Origin of the sequence: Butyrivibrio sp. FCS014 (assembly GCF_000526935.1) — a bacterium.
Taxonomy (GTDB): domain Bacteria; phylum Bacillota; class Clostridia; order Lachnospirales; family Lachnospiraceae; genus Butyrivibrio.
In genome coordinates this window covers 1-17,528 of sequence record NZ_JAHA01000013.1, presented here as the reverse complement: position 1 = coordinate 17,528, position 17,528 = coordinate 1, and the positions used below count along the sequence as shown (strand labels likewise).

At 48.2% G+C, this 17,528-nt stretch carries 12 protein-coding genes and 3 pseudogenes; all 15 read right to left on the bottom strand.

Annotation, left to right across the window (positions count from 1 at the left end; translation table 11 throughout):
• Positions 1-84: 84 nt before the first annotated feature.
• A complete protein-coding gene (locus tag T456_RS0111740; RefSeq protein WP_024866294.1) occupies positions 85-711 on the bottom strand; it encodes a Crp/Fnr family transcriptional regulator in 627 nt (208 codons plus the stop codon).
• Positions 712-716: 5 nt separating this feature from the next.
• Complete coding sequence (locus T456_RS0111735) at positions 717-1,277, bottom strand: NUDIX hydrolase (RefSeq protein ID WP_024866293.1); 561 nt, start codon at positions 1,275-1,277, stop codon at positions 717-719.
• A gap of 2 nt (positions 1,278-1,279) precedes the next feature.
• The gene (locus T456_RS20040) at positions 1,280-2,437 is read right to left on the bottom strand and encodes a serine hydrolase domain-containing protein (protein WP_024866292.1); all 1,158 of its coding nucleotides are present in this window, start codon (positions 2,435-2,437) and stop codon (positions 1,280-1,282) included.
• Positions 2,438-2,455: 18 nt separating this feature from the next.
• Positions 2,456-4,249, bottom strand: coding sequence for a Na/Pi cotransporter family protein (locus T456_RS0111725; protein WP_024866291.1), 1,794 nt, complete (start codon positions 4,247-4,249; stop codon positions 2,456-2,458).
• 99 nt (positions 4,250-4,348) lie between these two features.
• Complete coding sequence (locus T456_RS0111720; RefSeq protein ID WP_024866290.1) at positions 4,349-5,269, bottom strand: GNAT family N-acetyltransferase; 921 nt, start codon at positions 5,267-5,269, stop codon at positions 4,349-4,351.
• Entirely contained in the window at positions 5,270-8,962 is a 3,693-nt protein-coding gene (locus tag T456_RS0111715) for a diguanylate cyclase domain-containing protein (RefSeq protein ID WP_024866289.1), read from the bottom strand.
• A gap of 368 nt (positions 8,963-9,330) precedes the next feature.
• A complete protein-coding gene (locus T456_RS0111710) occupies positions 9,331-9,591 on the bottom strand; it encodes an HPr family phosphocarrier protein (protein WP_024864350.1) in 261 nt (86 codons plus the stop codon).
• Between the two features lie 11 nt (positions 9,592-9,602).
• Positions 9,603-10,547, bottom strand: a complete 945-nt coding sequence (gene whiA / locus T456_RS0111705; RefSeq protein WP_024866288.1) for a DNA-binding protein WhiA — start codon at positions 10,545-10,547, stop codon at positions 9,603-9,605.
• Between the two features lie 3 nt (positions 10,548-10,550).
• Positions 10,551-11,420 (bottom strand): RNase adapter RapZ, encoded by an 870-nt coding sequence (gene rapZ, locus T456_RS0111700; RefSeq protein WP_024864353.1) that lies wholly within the window; start codon positions 11,418-11,420, stop codon positions 10,551-10,553.
• On the bottom strand, positions 11,417-12,346 hold the full coding sequence (murB, locus tag T456_RS0111695; RefSeq protein WP_024864354.1) for a UDP-N-acetylmuramate dehydrogenase: 930 nt from the start codon (positions 12,344-12,346) through the stop codon (positions 11,417-11,419). The genes rapZ and murB overlap by 4 nt, the downstream gene beginning before the upstream one ends.
• A gap of 15 nt (positions 12,347-12,361) precedes the next feature.
• Positions 12,362-13,297, bottom strand: coding sequence for an ROK family glucokinase (locus tag T456_RS0111690; protein ID WP_024864355.1), 936 nt, complete (start codon positions 13,295-13,297; stop codon positions 12,362-12,364).
• A gap of 188 nt (positions 13,298-13,485) precedes the next feature.
• Positions 13,486-14,434: pseudogene (gene hprK, locus T456_RS20035) on the bottom strand (HPr(Ser) kinase/phosphatase).
• 67 nt (positions 14,435-14,501) lie between these two features.
• A pseudogene (gene uvrC / locus T456_RS24135) lies at positions 14,502-16,376 on the bottom strand (excinuclease ABC subunit UvrC).
• A gap of 110 nt (positions 16,377-16,486) precedes the next feature.
• Positions 16,487-16,744, bottom strand: coding sequence for an HPr family phosphocarrier protein (locus T456_RS0111675; protein WP_024866164.1), 258 nt, complete (start codon positions 16,742-16,744; stop codon positions 16,487-16,489).
• Positions 16,741-17,528: pseudogene (locus T456_RS0111670) on the bottom strand (zinc-binding dehydrogenase); the annotation flags it as partial. The gene T456_RS0111675 and the pseudogene T456_RS0111670, both read right to left, overlap by 4 nt.

Here is a 17,528-nt window from a genome sequence, read left to right as displayed (position 1 = left end):
TCATAAAAACCACCACCTTTCTTTAGGAGATTTTGTAATGCATTATTACTTTAGCACAATTGAGTAGGGGCTTCCACCCCAAAATTACTGAGATACGTAAATATCTCTTAGGGCATCCCTGTCAAGGACCCGAAGCCTTGCATGGCCCAGCCTCTCGATAAATCCCATTTTTTCCATCTCGCGGAGTTTCCTTGATACCGTCTCCGCCCTAAGGCTTACGCTGGCCGCAATATCATCCAGCTTAAGCACCACATCGTCGTCTTCGCTCCTGTCCACTCTGTACATGAGAAATCCTGCAAGCCTTGCCATGGGATCCTTGGTGGACAAAAGCATATTTCTCTCGTTGGCATCGTGAAGCTTTTTACTAAGGAGCATGATGGTACTCATGGCCGCATCGGGGTCATTGACCATCTTCACAAAGTCATCCCTGCGGATCCTGTAAATGGAGGCGCTGGTAATGCACACTGCAGAATAGGGATAAATGCTGCCATCCAGCAGCATCCCCTCCCAGATCATATCTCCGTCGGTAAGGATCGTGACGATCTGCTCTCTGCCAAGAGAATCAAATCTGCAAAGTTTTATCCTGCCCTTCTTGATTATGAATATGGACTCCGCCGGCTCACCTTCCCTGAAGAGATAGCTGCTCTTCTTCAGGGTCTCATGAACGGAGTGGCCCATAAGACTTATAAGCGCGTTCTTATCTGTTCTCATTCCCATCAGCTCTTAATCCACATATAACAATACGCCTGGGTCCTGACCGCAAAGGCCTCGGTTGCCAACAGCTCTTTTACCTCTTCCCTGGTATACCAGCCGGCAGTGATCTCCTCCTGGGTTGATGTGCTCTTGGAAAAAGAGCCGGCGGCTACGCCCACACAGCACGCATTCCTCTCATTTGAAAAACCGATGGCGCTGTAGCAGGTGCCCCACCATTCGTCGATCCTGATGATGTCAAGTCCGGTCTCCTCCTTGAGCTCACGCCTTGCAGCCTGCTCGGGAGTCTCCCCTTCGTCGATAAGGCCCGCAGGGAAATTGTAGATCCATCTTCCCATGGCCATCCTGTACTCTTTGTTGATAAGGATCTTCTCCCCGGTCTCATCGTGCATGATGAGAGCAACGGCGTCTTCCTTCTCATTCTGAAGCTGCTCAAAGCTTGTGATGTTCCTGTCCCTGCTTATCATCTCGTAGACCTTTTCCTGATTGTCGCTGGTCTTGTAGTGCAGGTCGTATCTGGTAATGAACTTACCTTCTTCTTTTTTCTCGATATATTCAAATTCCATTGTTAAATTGCTCCGTATACTATCTGCTTAAGCCCTCTTAAAAAGCTGTGGTCGTAGCCGCCCTCTATCTGCTGCATGTAGATAAAGATCAGCTCCTCCGTGGGATCCACGAAGAAGTAGGAACCGGCCTTGCCCTCCCAGCCGTACTCACCGACGCTTCCGTTGCTGCAGCCTGCGGCGGGGTCAGTGAGAACCCTGAAATAATTGCCGTAGTTATAGCCCTTGCAGGACTCAAAGTCCAGAGTCTGCCTCTGCAGATCCGTAAGCTGGGGAGTTACCATAAACTCCATGGTCTTCTTGCCGATGAGCTCCTTGCCGTGGTATGAACCGCGGTTTAAGAGCATCTGCGCAAAGTGGGCATAATCATTGGCTGTGGAATACAGTCCGGAACCACCCTGTTCAAACCAGGGCTCCCTTGAGGGATTCTCCATCTGAAGACGGCGCCTTACGTCGTCCTCTGCCCTTACTGCTCTTCCGCTTTTATCCCTTCTGTAGAGAACTGCCTGTCTGAACTCCTTGCCTTCTCCGATCTTGAAATCCGTATCCTCCATGTTAAGGGGAGTAAAAATCTCCTTCTTAAGGAACTCCGAATACTTCATTCCGGAGATGACCTCGATAACACCGCCCATGATATCCGCGGACTGTCCGTATCTGAAGGCTTCTCCCGGCTCAAAGGCGATACCGGCCTCAGCAAGCTTGTTGCACACGTCCACATTGTTCTTCAGGATGCCTGATTCCCTCTGGGTTCTGGCTTCCTTCCAAACCTTGGACATCAGCCTTTCGGCCTCACCAAAAAGTTCTCCGGCATACACGATACCGGAGGTCATATTCAAAAGATCTTTTACCAAAATCGGCGTAGTTGCAGGGCGAATGCCCTCGGAAGAAACCACTTTACATTTTTCAAAGCCGGGCAGATAGTCACTGACTTTGCTCATAAGATCCAACTCGCCGCGCTCATAGAGCATCATGGCGGCCACAGCCGTAACAGGTTTTGTCATGCTGAAGATCTTGTAGATGCTGTCCTCTCTGTCTGGTTCGTAGTGGTTTTCGTAAACTCTTTTGCCCTTGTGCTCCACTAAGATGGCAGCACCCTGAAGGCGGCCGGACTCCCTCTGTTTCTCAATGAGAGTATCCAGCCTGTTCAGCTTTCTGATATTCATAACACAATCCCCGAATTATTAGTACTTTACTGCAGGAAGCAGATATTTGTTCTGATAGAACTCAACGGCCTTCTCGAAGTCCTTGCCCTTGTCGGCCTTGAGCTGCTGGATGTAACCGTGAGCATCATAGGCATCCTCATCCACCTCGATGAGACCTACCGCGATATTACTGCAGTGATCGGCCACACGCTCGAAATCGGTTCCGATATCGGACAGGTCAAATCCCTGCTCGATGGTGCACTTGCCCTTGCGAAGTCTTCTTACATGGCGGCGCTTAACCTCCATGTTGATGGTGTCGATGGTCTCCTCCAAAGGTTCAATGGACTTGGCCACCTTAACATCCTCATTCTCAAAGGCCTGAAGTGACAGCTCCACAATTTCCATAACGGCCTTGGAGAAAATATCCATCTCCTGTTGTGCCTTGGGAGAGAACTTACGCTTGTTCTCGCTCATGCCTCTGGCCTTCTGCATGATGTTGAGGGCATGGTCACTGATTCGCTCGTAGTCGGTGATGCAGTGGAGCAGCACTGATAGTGTATGGCTGTCCTTGTTGCCAAGGTGATGGGCGTTGATCTGCATGAGGTAGGTTCCCAGCTGGTCCTCGTAGGTGTCCACCTTTCTCTCAAGGTAGTCCACCTCCTCTGCCTCTTTTTCATCGAACTCGGTCAAAAGACCTATCGCCTTCGCCATGGCATCGTGGCTCATGGTAGCCATTACGATGGCTGCCTGACGGGCCTGCTCAAGAGCAAAGGGCGGGTTTGAAAGAAATCTGGGATCCAGAGTTCTGATACCCTGCTGGTCTTCCTGCTCTCTCTTCTCCGCCTCGTCGATGGGAATGGTCTTGAGAGCCAGAGTAACAAGGATCTCCGAGAAAGGCAGCATAAGAGGTGTTGCCACCAGGTTCACCAGTGTATGTATTCCGGCGATTCCCACCATGCCGATCTGACTGTCCATGAAAGCAAAGTTCACAACGGAGTGGATTGCATAGAACAGGATCATGAAGGTGGTTGCCTTTATGACATTGAAATACAGATGCATGAGGGCAGTTCTCTTACCGTTCTTGTTGGCACCGAAGGATGAGAGGATAGCTGTGATACAGGTACCTACCTCAGCACCGATGACAACGGGAATTGCCACATCGTACTTGATCTTGACCGAAAGTGAAAGAGCCTGCAATACACCGATGGTTCCGGCGGAGCTCTGAATAGTCATTGTAAAAAGAATGCCCACAAGGAATCCCAGAAGAGGATTGCTGAAGGATGTCAGAACTCTCTTGAATCCCTCCACGTCCTTAAGGGGAGATACCGCATCGGACATGGTGCTCATTCCGAACATAAGCACAGAAAATCCAAGAAGGATTGTTCCGATGTTTTTCTTCTTGTCATTTTTGGAAAACATGTAAAGAGCAATACCCACAAGTGCCAGAAAAGGCGTAAAGGACTTGGGCTTTAAAAGATTTATAAAGAAATTGTCACTGCTGATGGCATTAAGTGAAAGCAGCCACGCTGTAAATGTTGTACCCAGGTTAGCTCCCAGGATAACGTTTACCGCCTGCTTAAGAGTCATGATACCCGAGTTAACCAGGCCCACAACCATGACAGTTGAAGCTGATGAAGACTGAACCAGTGCAGTCACTCCAACTCCAAAGAGATATGCGATGATGGGATGCTCCGTCACTCTGGCCAGAACGCTCTCAAGCTTGCCGCCTGCTGCCTTTGTGAGACCACCGCTCATTACATTCATTCCGTAAAGGAACATGGCCAGTCCACCGACCAGTCCCGCGATTAAGCTAAAAACTTCTAACGAATCCATTTCTCCTCCGTTTATTCCGCAAAAATACTAGATGTACAGGTATATATTACAGGAATTACCTAAAAATTACCATAAATTTTTGAGCGAAATCAAATAACATCAAAGGTGCTTTATCATCCGGATGTATCTGCCGAACTTGGGATTTCCGGAAACAGCTCTTTTCCCGCCCTTGTATTCGTTGCCGTAAATGTTCTCCTCGACATTGACTTCATCCATCACTTCAAAGCCAAGCTTTTCGCACATCCTGACGGATGCGGTGTTTTCGGCCTTCACCAAGGTCTGCACCGAGTCAAACTGCAGTATGTCCCTGCCGTAATCAAGGATCGCGCTGCAGGCTTCGAGAGCATATCCCTGTCTCTGGAATTCCATCCCCACAAGGAATCCCAGCTCCACCTGGTCAAATCCGTTCCTTACCGAGTAACCGGCCCTTCCTATGATCCTGCCGTCTTCTATCCTTTCAAGGGTCCAGACTCCGAAGCCCATAAGCTCGTAGACCTTCTTAATATAGTCCCGTTGGTAGCGCTTTTCATCCTCCGGGTCCTCAAAGAGCCCCTCCATGTACCTTGTCATCTCCGGGTCCGCATAGAGCTTGTAGAACTCATCCACGTCTTCAACCGTGGTCTCCCTTATTACAAGGCGCTTCGTCCTCATAAGCTCCCAGGGCTCCCCGGCGTAGCGCTGGTAGACCTTCACGAAGGAATCCATCTCCACGTCCGTTATGCCGCTGAATATATACTTTGCTTCGGGAAAAGAGAAATCGGCTCCGATCCCCTCCTGCATTCCCACTACGTAATAGCCTTCATCCAGCAGCTCTTTTCCCGCGGCCGCAAGGTCAGTGATCACAAGAGAAGTGGTTTTGTCAAAGCCGGAAAGCTCCGGCAGTTCCCCATTACAGGCGTAGACTGCGGCCGAATCATAGCCGCAGTCCTTAATATACTTCATTGTTTCAGAGATATCGCCGCTTAGCTTTGTGGCCTCACGGTCCTTTTCATCCAAAAGGAAAACAACCGTCCTTAGCAATTAAAGCATCTCCTTTTCATAGGTGATCTGATAGCCCTTAAGCAGAGGCTCTTCTTTGCACCTTTCTTCTATTCTTTCTATTATTATCTTAGCATCATCCTGGTCTGTGTCGGTAATAATCACCAGCGCAGTATTGTTGTCTATGGTAAATACATCAGTGCAGCGCAGGCTCTCGGAGATAATCTTGCCAAACTCAACCATTGTATCAAGATTTATCTCTTTTCCATCTTCTCCGGTAACTGTGAAATGGATCAGTACAGAATTTATGACGGAGTTGTCGCCAAGTCTTACCAGCAGCCTGTATATCTCTCGAAGCTTGGTGTTCTCAACCTTATAGGGTTTCTTGGATTTATTTCTCTCTCCAAGGATGGTCCTGACTTCCGCAATTCCCGTAGCATTGGCTCTGGATGAGTCCTCCCCGGCAAAAAGCTCTTCATCATAGAGAATATAGCTGTGCTTACCGGAGTTCTTTACTATATAAAGAGCCTTATCAGCCTTTTTGAACAGTGTATCATAGTCGGACGTGTCCTCGCTTGCTACCTTAACCGCGCCTATGGAGATACCGAGAGGAATGTTCATGTTCTCACCAAGATTCCGCTTTGCCATGGTCATAAGCTGCGTGTTGAGGTTTTCAGTTCTGGCTTCCAGCTGCTGTTCTCCGATGCCCCTGTAAAATGCCACGAACTCGTCGCCGCCGATCCTGCAAAGAATATCCTCGTTTCCGGCATTCTCCTTAAGTATCCTTGCCAGATCGATGAGGATTCTGTCGCCCATGTCATGGCCAAACAGGTCGTTTACGGGCTTGAAGTTATCCAGGTCCAGTACAGCCAGTACTCCTTCGCCCTCCTTGCAGGCCACGGACATAGCCTCCCTGGCGCCTCTCTTATTGAGAAGTCCCGTAAGAGGATCAATTGTTGCTTCTTTCTGAAGGCGCTGGACATTGCCGAGCTTGGCAACCATGTTGCCTATTGCCCAACCGATGTACAGAACCAGAAGGAAGCAGACCGCATACAGATACAATCTGAAATAAGTGCGCTCAAAAATCTGTGACTCCTTGGTCACAGGGAAGGCCTCGTCCCTTACAACAATATTACCCGAGGCATCAAGGATTTCCACATGGAATACATAATCTCCGTAAGGCAGATTCGTGAAGGACAGCTGCTCCATATCCTTCTGATTACAGGTTATACCTTCATCATCTGCCCCCTCCAGATACATGTGTATCAGCGGGTTGGACAAAGTGTAATTCATAACGGCAACATCAAACTGTACACGGGAGGAGGTGGCGGGAATGTGATAAACCCCATCCTTCGGAATGATCTCCTCATCTCCCACACTGAGCCTGGAAATCCTGATCTCATACTCACTGTTGAAATTATCATAGTTGACGGTGGATATTCGCCTTACACCATCGATACATGGGATGTAGAGCCTCTCACCGTTAAGTGCATAACTTGCATTGGAGGTGATTGAAGTCTGAAGTCCTCTGTTTCTGTTAAGGAGCATATAATTGTAGTTGCCATCGTTAAGAAGGTCCCTCTCGTCAACCACAAAGATGCCTCCGCTGGACATTACCCAGGCTTTCTCATCGTTAGAGATGAACACATCATAGTTGTTGCTGTAGGGGAAGTTCTCCAGCCTTCTTATCTCATGGCCGTTGTCATAGTAAAGTGCATTACTGGTGACATAGATGAAACCTCCCTTACAAGGAACGATCTTCATAACCACCAGGGCCATAAGCCCATCTTCAACGCCTATGGTCTTAACCAGCTTTCCGCCTTCAATAACATAGATACCGTCACCGTCAGAGCCCACAAGATATGTGCCGTCGTCCTTCTGAACCACGCAAAGAGGCTGGGTCTTTATGCCTTCATATTCACCAATCTTCCAGATGACCTTATCATTATTGATAAGGGTAATCCCCACGTTGCTGCCGGCAATTATCCTTCCGTCCGACAGTTCCTTGGTAAACCTGAATTTATCTCCCTCAGCGTTTCCGTTTTTGGAGTTAAAATATTGTATGGTCCCGTCAGGCTTCATTTCAATAAGTCCGTGGGGCCCGTAGGTGCTGAACCACAAATTCTCCTTGCTGTCGCACATGATGTTCCTGATCCGCACATCCTTAAGATACTCCGGGTGCGGTATGGGAACGGAGTAATAAGTTTTCAGATCGATGGTAACAAGTCCGTTTCCCGTTCCTGCGTAAAGAAGTCCATCCTTGACGATAACGCTGTTTACCACGTCTTCATCTACTTTTGCCCTGGAAAAGATGTCCTCAAAGGGATTCCAGGAATACTTCTTAACGCCCTGCTTGCTGGAGGCAAACCATACATTGCCCTGATAATCTATAAGTATATTGACTACGGAGCTGTCAAAATTGTCATCGGAAAGATCCGTCACTGTCCCCTTGTCGGAGATGAAGCCAAGTCCGTTCTCACAGGCCACAAAATATCCCTTGAACTCCTTGGAATACAGAATGTCGTTGAAATACGTCAGACTTCCGCAATACTTCTTGGATAAAAGATCCGTGGAGTTATCCTTAATGTATATCTTACCGGTAAGATTGGTGCTGGTTCCGACAATATAGTTTCCCTCTTCCTCTGCTGTCACAACGGTATAGTCCCCGGCAAGAACATACAGTATTTTCCTGTCCCTGAATATCACAAGACTTCCGTCATTCTTTACCCCGGCAACCGTATCCCCGCTGGCACTGAGCTTATTAAAGCTCATGAAGCTGTTCTCTTCATAAACTTCAATCTCTTCCTCGGGAGTGATCCTGCTAAGCTGCTTGATGGTGGCAACATATATATTGCCTTCATTGTCTTCCGTAATAGCCCTTATGGCATTGGCGGGAAGGCCCAGATCGACATTGTAAAATCTTACGGCTCCGGTATCGCAGTTATAGCAGCCAACGCCGCTGTCGTTGGTTCCTATCCACAGAAGACCCTTCCTGTCCACAAACAGCGCGGTAACATTCTTGATCCTGGAATCGATATCCGCCGGATAAAATCTGTAACCGTCATACCGGTACAACCCGGCATAAGACCCAACCCAGATGTATCCATCCTTGGTCTGGGCAATGGCATTGATCTCCATTGATTCAAGTCCGGTATCCGCATTATAGAGATTGCCGGCATACTCCGAGCCGAAATCGGCCGCATAGATACGTGATCCGGTCAAAAGAGACATCAAAAGAGCCGGAAGCAGAATAAGCGCAGCAGCTGTCTTTTTTCTCTTCTTAAAAATAAAGCGGCCTATTCTGAGCAGCCCTGAAGCGACAATAATACAAACGGCCTTATCGGGTATATCTACAAAAGCCTCACCCAGGAAAGAATTAAGAACAGGAATATCCATATATAGGGCGATATTGTCTATAAGCCCGTCGCCCCAAGCATTTCCTGTCCTTCCGCCATACATTATTATATTAATTGGAGTTGATATAAGAGCCGCAACCACTCCGGAAAGAACGGCTGCAGAAATGAATCCGAAGTAATCCCTGTCCTCCCTGGGATAAAGCATACCAACAGCAACTCCTATCCCGGCGGATACGAGCATGTAAGGCAGTGCGACAGGGTCTCCAAAGGAGATGACCAGGTTGAAAAGAATACCACATAAAGCTCCGGCTACTGGGCCCAGTTTGATGGCCACCATAATGGTTCCGACAGCATCAAACCAAACCGGAGCTTCATACATCGATGCGAGGCTTCTTCCACAATAGTCAATGCCGACACACAGAAGTATAAAAATCCAGTTCTTCCAAGATTTCAACACTTTCATATCATAATTCTATCATTATGACAGTAACTACTCAACGGATTAGTGATTAAAAAACGCTAAAAAACGGGGCAGAACCCATTTTTCAGCGTTAACAATTTGTTTACAATTAATTAAAAGAATGGTTACTTCAAATCATCTTTTAGACATAAAGGCTTGTTAATATAATATTGTCAGATGAGTTAAGACAATACCAAATAAAACTTTTTCATAATATGCCAGGTAAGGAAGCTTACCTGGCATCCTCCCTTTTTAGGGGCTTTTTTTATTTTGCGATACAGCGCAGGTCAATTAGCCAATCCCTGAAGAAAATTCTCAACACCGGCAACAGCTGACTCTTCGTCGCTGCCGTCAGCTATAACGGTAACAGCTTCTCCTGAAGAAAGGCTCAGAGTCATCATCCCCATGATGCTCTTAGCGTTCACCTTCTTGGACTGAGCCTCAATGTGTACTGTGCTCTCATATCTGCTGGCAAGCTGTACCAGCTCAGCAACAGGTCTGGCCTCAAGTCCTCTGGGCAACTTGATTTCGATAGATTTTGTGATCATAATATCCTCCTCTAAGATCTTAAACGATCAGCAAGCTCACTCAGTTTTCTGAGCCTATGGTTCACACCCGATTTGCCTACCGGCGGATCCAGGTATTTACCGAGTTCCAAAAGGGTTGCGTCAGGATGTTCCAGTCTCACTTCAGCCATATCCCTGAGACTCTCCTGCAATTTGTTAAAGCCGTAATGATCCCTGATGTATGTGATGTCATCGATCTGCTTGGTTGCAGCGTTGACAGTCTTCGTTATGTTAGCAACTTCACAGTTCACCCTTCGGTTAATGGAATTCCTCATCTCCTTCACAATCCTGAGATTTTCAAGATTCATAAGACTCACGGGAGCTTCCATTATATTAAGAAGATCAACAATACCTGCGCCCTCCTTGATGTAGAGGACATGGTATTTCTTCCTTAGCACAATCCTGGCTTCGATATCAAAATCCTCGATCAGCTCCTGAAGCTGTCTCGCCTGCCCCTCAAAGGAACAGACAAATTCCAGATGATAACCCTTGTTTGGATCACTGATGGAACCATTGCATAAAAAAGCGTCTCGAAGGAATGCCCTTTTACAGCAGGAATTCTTCGTAACCATGGGATTGACTCCATCCTCAAGATTTCTGATCCTGCCCTCCGAATCCATGACCCGGATCGCCTTAAGAATCGATTCCGATTGCGCCGCATCAAGGAGCACCGGCCTGTAAATGCGCCCATTATAGCGGACCTCGCCGTTTTCCTCCAAAATGCTAGTAACTATATTAAATGCTTTTTTTAATAATGTAAAGAACTTTCTAAGTACAGCAGGGTCGTCAGGTTGCAGAAACAGCGCAGTATTGCCGCTTTCGTCGGGTCCCACATAGCCGGCCATTGTCACTATGGCAGCAAGCTCTGCCAGCTGACAGTGGCGGGACGTACCTATGCGTTTTGCCAGTTCCTCTTTTACCTCTGTAGAAAAAGACATCTCTCAACGTGCCTCTTTAACATCTCTGTGAGAGAGCTTAAGTCCGAACTTACCATCAGACCCTTTAAGCTTCTCATATATCTCATTAGCTATGGTGACGCTTCGGTGCTGACCACCGGTACAGCCTATGGCCACCACCAGCTGGTATTTGCCTTCCTTGATGTAGCCGGGGATCAGGAATTTCAAAAGATCCTCCAGCTTGTCCACAAATTCTCCGCACTCAGGAAAACTTTTGACGTAGTCCTGCACCGGCTTGTCGTTGCCGGTCTGATGCTTGAGATCCTCTATATAATAGGGGTTTGGCAGGAACCTGACATCAAACACCAGGTCCGCATCAGAGGGAATACCGTACTTAAAACCAAAGGAAAGGATGTTCACCATCAGCGAGTTGTACTCTTCATTGTGGACGAAGATCCTGTCCAACTCACCCTTGAGCTCCCTGGTAAGAAGGTTGGAGGAATCGATAACATAGTCCGCCTTCTTCTTAACCTCGGCAAGAACCTCCCTCTCCTTGGCAATGCCGTCTTCGAGCCTGTCTCCGGCGGCATTCATGGGATGTATCCTTCTGGTCTCCTTGTATCTCTTTATAAGTACGGCGTCGCTGGCATCCATAAACAGGATCTCCACGGGGATACCCCTCTCCTTCATGGAATCAATGATTCCGGCAACACCCTCAAAGCTCTGCCCCGCTCTGGCATCAATACCAAGAACAACCTTGGTTATACCGCTGTCGGGCATGGTAATAAGCTCCGTGAACTTCTCTATAAGGGACACGGGAAGATTATCAACGCAGTAAAATCCCGCATCCTCAAGCATATGAATGGCTGTGGCCTTACCGCCGCCGCTCATCCCCGTTACTATAACAAATCTCATAGTGATGCTCCTTCTTGAAAATCACCAACCATGATAACTTCAGGCTCTAACATGATTCCGGAATTCTCAAAAACCCTCTCCCGGACCTTACCTATAAGCTCGTAGACCTGTGCAGAAGTGGCATTTCCCTTGTTTACCACGAAGCCGCAGTGTTTCTCGGAAACGCAGGCATCTCCAACGCTAAAGCCCCTAAGCCCCGCTTCCTCTATGAGCTTGCCCGCAAAATTGCCCTGGGGTCTCTTAAAGGTTGAGCCGGCACTTGGATATTCCAGAGGCTGTTTCTCCTTGCGCTTTAAAGCCAGCTCCTTCATCCTCTCAGAAATGGCTTCGGAGTCTCCCTTTGCAAGGTCAAGGATAACAGACAGAACGATATGTCCCCTTCCCTTGATGGCACTGGTCCTGTAGCCAAATTCCATGTTTTCGTTGCTGATGGTCATAACTTCGCCCTTGGGATCAAGGACAGTAACCTCTCTGGTAATGAGCTTCATCTCTCCGTCATAGGCCCCGGCGTTCATGATCATTGCGCCGCCAATGGTTCCCGGTATCCCGGCTGCAAACTCGAAGCCGGTAAGACTGTTATCTCTGGCAAAAGAGGCAATGGCTGAATTCAGTACTCCGCTTTCAGCATAAATACTGCTCTCTCCCTCAAGTCTTAATTCGCAAAAGCGCTCTAAGGAGACGACTATTCCATCAAAGCCCTTATCGGACACCAGAAGATTGCTTCCGTTTCCCACAACGAAATAAGGGAGTTCCAGATTCCGCACGAGCTTCATGATGCCCTGCAGCTGATCCAAATCTCCCGGTTTTACAAATAAGGCGGCAGGCCCACCGGTCCTGAAGGTGGTGTGCCTGCTCATGGGTTCGTTTAATAATATGTTTTCTTCTGAGACAATCTGTCCCAGATGTTCAATGATCTCTTTATTCAAGTACTGTAGACCTCATCAACCGCAAACCAGTTTGGCTGCTCCGTATACGCCGGCATCATTTCCAAGCTTTGCAAGTGCGAACTTAGCATCAGCACAGCCAGGGAATACAAATTCCTTAAAGCTGGGCATAAGAAGATCAAAGAGCATATCTCCTGCCTTTGAAACTCCGCCGCCAAGAACGATGATCTCAGGGTTTACAACAGAAGCAACTGCTGCGATTCCCTTTCCAAGATAGTATCCGTACTGATCAGCAATCTCTTTTGCCACTTTATCTCCTGCCTTGGCTGCATCAAAGATGTCTCTGCACTCGAAATCCTTGCCGCGAAGTACGCTGTCCTCATCAGTCTTTGCAAGAACTCTCTTTGCAATCCTTACTGCACCTGTAGCGGAAGCATACATCTCAAAGCATCCGTGGTTGCCACAGCCGCACGTCTCGGGCTCATCGTCAACAAGGTGAAGGTGTCCGATCTCTCCGCCTGATCCCTTTGCGCCGTTGAGGATCTTGCCCTCAACGATGATTCCGCCGCCTACACCTGTTCCCAGGGTAACCAGGAGCATATTGGGATAACCCTGTCCGCCGCCCTTCCAGGCTTCACCGAGGGCTGCTACGTTGGCATCGTTTCCTGCCTTAACAGGGAGCTTCAATTTGGAGTGAAGTTCGTTTACAACATTTACCTTCTCCCAGCCAAGGTTAACTGCCTGATGGCAAACACCGTCAGCGTTTACGGCACCGGGAACACCGATACCTGCACCTACAACCTGGGTGTCTTCTATATTCTTTTCCTTCATCTTGGCTCTGATGGAGTCCGCGATATCAGGAATGATATTCTCTCCGTGATTCTCTGTTCTTGTGGGGATCTCCCAGAAATCCACCTTCTCGCCGGTCTCTGTAAGAAGGCCGATCTTAACTGTTGTTCCTCCAACGTCTGCGCCAAATACGTAACGTGCCATGGTATATTCTCCCTTCAATATGTATGTAATCTGTATACTCCGTGATAACGGATTGCTCCGCTTCGCTCTCGCAATCCTACATACATTCGGAATCCGCACTGTCGTGCTACTTCCTCATGTATGTTCGCATCCCAAGGTCAATGAGTCCTTTGTGCAAGCACAGGACTCATTGACTTTGGTCTGCTTTATCACTCATCATCATCATCTTCACTGCGTCTTCTTGCCAGTGAGTTCTGTACACGGTTATACAGCTCCTGAGCTGCATTGTAGCCCATGGCCTTCTGTCTGTGGTTAACTGCTGCCGACTCACAGATAACAGCCAGGTTTTCTTCCGGGTCTTATAGGGATCCTGTGGCAGACCACCTTGTTGCCAAGGTACTCTGTGTACTCCTCCTCAAGACCGAGTCTGTCGTATTCCTTGTCCTTGTCCCAGTCCTCAAGCTTGATGACCAGGTCAATATTCTGTGTTTCCTTAACGCTTGATACACCATAAAGGGTCTTAACATCGATGATACCAACACCGCGCATCTCGATGAAATGCTTGGTGATATCGGGAGCAGATCCGATCAGCGTCTCGTCGCTGACACGTCTTATCTCTACCACGTCATCGGACACAAGACGGTGTCCTCTCTTGATAAGCTCGATGGCTGTCTCCGACTTACCGATTCCGCTCTCACCGGTGATGAGAACGCCTACGCCGTAGACATCCACCAGCACTCCGTGGATGGAAATGCAGGGAGCAAGCTTAACGTTGAGCCATCTGATGATCTCCGCCATGAAAGCGGAAGTTGATTTCTTGGTTATAAATACGGGGACCTTCTCCTCGACAGCTATTTTTATAAAAGTAGGATCCGGAGCAAGTTCCCTGCAGAATACCACGCCGGGTATATCAAAGGAAAGGAACTCCCTGTACATATCTTCCTTTTTGTCCTGGGGGAAAGATTCCATATAGGTATATTCTACGAATCCGATAACCTGAAGCCTGGACGCTTCAAAGTGCTCGAAGTATCCTGCCAGCTGAAGGGCCGGTCTGTTGATATCCGGCTGGGTTATCCTGATCTTCTTGACATCTATCTCAGGAGTAAGATTTTCAAGCTTCATTTTTTCAATGATAGTTTTTAAACTTACACTCGACATGCTGAGCCTCCTTGGTGTTATTTGGTTCCAACATCAAACCACATAATATCATAGAAATACGGGTTCTTCAATTATCCTGACGGAAGAAGTCGTATATCTGCTGTGCTATATTTTCGGGGATTTCAGGCACTTTGGAGAGCTCCTCCACTGAAGCCTGCCTTATCTCCTCTATGGACCTGAAATTCTTCATAAGAGCCTTGCGCCTTGCGGGGGCCGATGCCCGGAATGTCATCCAGAGAGCTCTTTACCTGGGCCTTGCTCCTTAAGGATCTGTGATACTCAATGGCAAATCTGTGGGCCTCGTCCTGGATCCTTGTTATGAGCTTAAAGCCCTCGGACCTGGTGTCGATGGGAAGTTCTACATTATTAAAGTAAAGACCTCTTGTCCTGTGGTTGTCGTCCTTGACCATTCCACAGACAGGAATATTGATCCCAAGCTCTTCAAGAACCTTAAGGACATATATTGACCTGTCCACGTCCGCCATCCATAAGGATAAGATCCGGGAACCTGGTAAAACTTCCAAATCTTGCATCAATGTCCCTGACCTGAAGCTCATGCTTCTCCTCTATGCCGTGAAGAAGGCGCCTTGTGAGCACCTCATGCATGCAGGCGTAATCGTCCGGTCCGGACACAGTCTTTATCCTGAACTTTCTGTAATCACTCTTCTTGGGCTTGCCCTTCTCGTAGACCACCATGGATCCCACGTTGGCAAAACCGCTGATATTGGAGATATCGTAGGCCTCCATCCTCTCAAGGCCCTTGATACCAAGCAGGTTTTCAATCTCCTTGACGGCACCGATTGTCCTGCCCTCTTCGCGCTTGATGCGCTCCTTGTCCTTGGAGAGCACCAGCTCGGCGTTCTGGGCCGCAAGCTCCATGAGCTTCTCCTTCTGGCCCCTCTCGGGAACGGTGATATACACGCGGCTTCCCTTGCGCTGGGTCAGCCACTTTCTCGATGATCTCCATATCATCAATGACCTCAGGCAGCATCAGTTCCCTTGGGATAAAAGGTGTTCCCGCATAGAACTGTTTGACGAAGTTCATGAGGATCTCCGCCTTGGGATTCTCCGACACATGTGTCATGTAGAAGTGTTCCCTGCCGATAAGCCTTCCGTCCCTGACAAAGAACACCTGGACCACCGCATCCTTGTCATCCGCGGCGATGGCCACTATATCTTTATCCTCCATGGAGGAATCCGTCATCTTCTGTTTCTGGGCAACCACCTTAACACTGGCAAGAAGATCCCTGTACTTGGCAGCATTCTCAAAGTCCAGCTCCTCGGATGCCGCCTCCATCTTCTGCTCCAGGTCTTTTATAATAGGAGAATAATTGCCCCCGAGAAACTCCAGCGCCTTATCAATCCTTGCTCTGTACTCCTCCTGTGAAACGTTGCCTGTACAGGGGCCGCAGCACTGCTTCATGTGGTAGTTAAGACATTGGCGCTCAGCACCTATCTCTTTTGGCAAAGAGCGGTTGCAGGTCCGAAGGCCGTAGAGTTTATTTATAAGTTCAATGGTGTCCTTGACTGCGGCTGCGCTGGTGAAAGGGCCGAAGTACCTGGACTTGTCTTTTTTCATAAGACGGGAAAAGAGTATACGGGGAAACGCCTCGGATACGGTGACCTTTATGTAGGGATAGGTCTTGTCATCCTTGAGCATGGTGTTGTAGCGGGGACAGTGCTCCTTGATGAGGTTGTTCTCAAGAACCAGCGCCTCCAGCTCCGAGTCCGTAACTATATATTCAAAACGGGCGATCTGCTTGACCATCATGTCTATCTGAGGTCCGCGCCCTATGTTGGAACGAAAATAAGACCTTACACGGTTGTGCAGGTTGATGGTTTTGCCCACATACATAATGGTGTCGTTGGCATCGCGCATTATGTAGACCCCGGGATTCTTGGGGAGTTTTTTCAGTTCTTCCTTGATATCGAAGTTTGACATATAAATATTAAACCACTAACTTCGGGAGTTTAAAAGAGGAATGTAAGCCCGAAATCAGTGGTTCAACAAAGAGGAAAAAAGGATACTAAGGGTCGGCTACATTGGCGTCATCAGAGATTATCCTTAAGATATCTCTCCAATGCTTTTGCAGCCTCTATTTCATCCGCGCCATCGCAGATAAGGGTCAGAGTCTGGCCATTTTTGATACCCAGACTCATCAGGCCAAAGAGATGCTTGGCATCCGTACTTTGGCCGTTGCCCTTGGCTGTAATGGAGCAGTTGAAAGCATTTGCCAGTTTTATAAGACCGCCTGCGGGCAATGCATGTACGCCCTCGGGGTCAGTTATAACATATTCGATGATCTTCATATCTCAACATTAAAGTGCTCGAAAAGAATCTTCTCAGCCTCGGGATTCCACAGACCTGCGTGATTCTTGCAGGAAACTGCAAGCTTCGCAAACAGAGGATTTGTCTCTCCCAGTTTCTCAAAGTCATCTATTGCAGTAAGAGGCATGTTGATCTGTGTATAGCAGAGCTTCTTGCCGCCGGGTATTCCGGGAAGATTGCAGGTTGTCTCAGCAACGCTGTCCAGGCCGCGATATGTGTAACCATTACGGAAGGGTTGATCTCTCCCTTTGCAGCAAAGCTCAAGGGCCTCAAGAAGGTCGTCGTTGTTGCCGCCGGTGGTTCCCAGAATATGTGTGCTTGTGTAATGTGCATTGTACAGGTTGATCTCAGACTTGAACTGATTGTCTGTGGGACCTGCAAAGAAGTTCATGCAGCCGTCAAAAGCAAGGAGCCTGTCGCCCATCTCGGCAACGCTTCTTACGGGAACATATACGAATACGTCGTCGTAGCCGTGGTCCTCTGTGATCTCCATAAGCTTCTCTTCTGCATCAGCTCCTGATGAATTGAAGTAGATGAGCTCAACACCCTTCTCTTTTGCAAACTCAGGGCTGATAACGCTGGCAGCTCTCTTAAGCTTTGCGTCATCAAGATCTGTTACAACAATTCTCCTGGGCTTGTTCTCGAAACGAAGTCCATAGCTTACGGCGCCAGAACCCATAGGTCCGCAGCCGCCCATGATAAGGATGTTTCCACCCTCCTTGGTTCCCATTGCATGATTGTAGTTCTGCTTGTTGGTGTGGTAAT

Excerpts from the sequence above, each read along its gene's own strand:
- T456_RS0111740 (WP_024866294.1), bottom strand. The coding sequence starts at position 711 with ATGAGAACAGATAAGAACGCGCTTATAAGTCTTATGGGCCACTCCGTT.
- T456_RS0111735 (WP_024866293.1), bottom strand. The coding sequence starts at position 1,277 with ATGGAATTTGAATATATCGAGAAAAAAGAAGAAGGTAAGTTCATTACC.
- T456_RS20040 (WP_024866292.1), bottom strand. The coding sequence starts at position 2,437 with ATGAATATCAGAAAGCTGAACAGGCTGGATACTCTCATTGAGAAACAG.
- T456_RS0111725 (WP_024866291.1), bottom strand. The coding sequence starts at position 4,249 with ATGGATTCGTTAGAAGTTTTTAGCTTAATCGCGGGACTGGTCGGTGGA.
- T456_RS0111715 (WP_024866289.1), bottom strand. The coding sequence starts at position 8,962 with ATGTATGAAGCTCCGGTTTGGTTTGATGCTGTCGGAACCATTATGGTG.
- T456_RS0111710 (WP_024864350.1), bottom strand. The coding sequence starts at position 9,591 with ATGATCACAAAATCTATCGAAATCAAGTTGCCCAGAGGACTTGAGGCC.
- whiA (WP_024866288.1), bottom strand. The coding sequence starts at position 10,547 with ATGTCTTTTTCTACAGAGGTAAAAGAGGAACTGGCAAAACGCATAGGT.
- rapZ (WP_024864353.1), bottom strand. The coding sequence starts at position 11,420 with ATGAGATTTGTTATAGTAACGGGGATGAGCGGCGGCGGTAAGGCCACA.
- T456_RS0111690 (WP_024864355.1), bottom strand. The coding sequence starts at position 13,297 with ATGGCACGTTACGTATTTGGCGCAGACGTTGGAGGAACAACAGTTAAG.
- T456_RS0111675 (WP_024866164.1), bottom strand. The coding sequence starts at position 16,744 with ATGAAGATCATCGAATATGTTATAACTGACCCCGAGGGCGTACATGCA.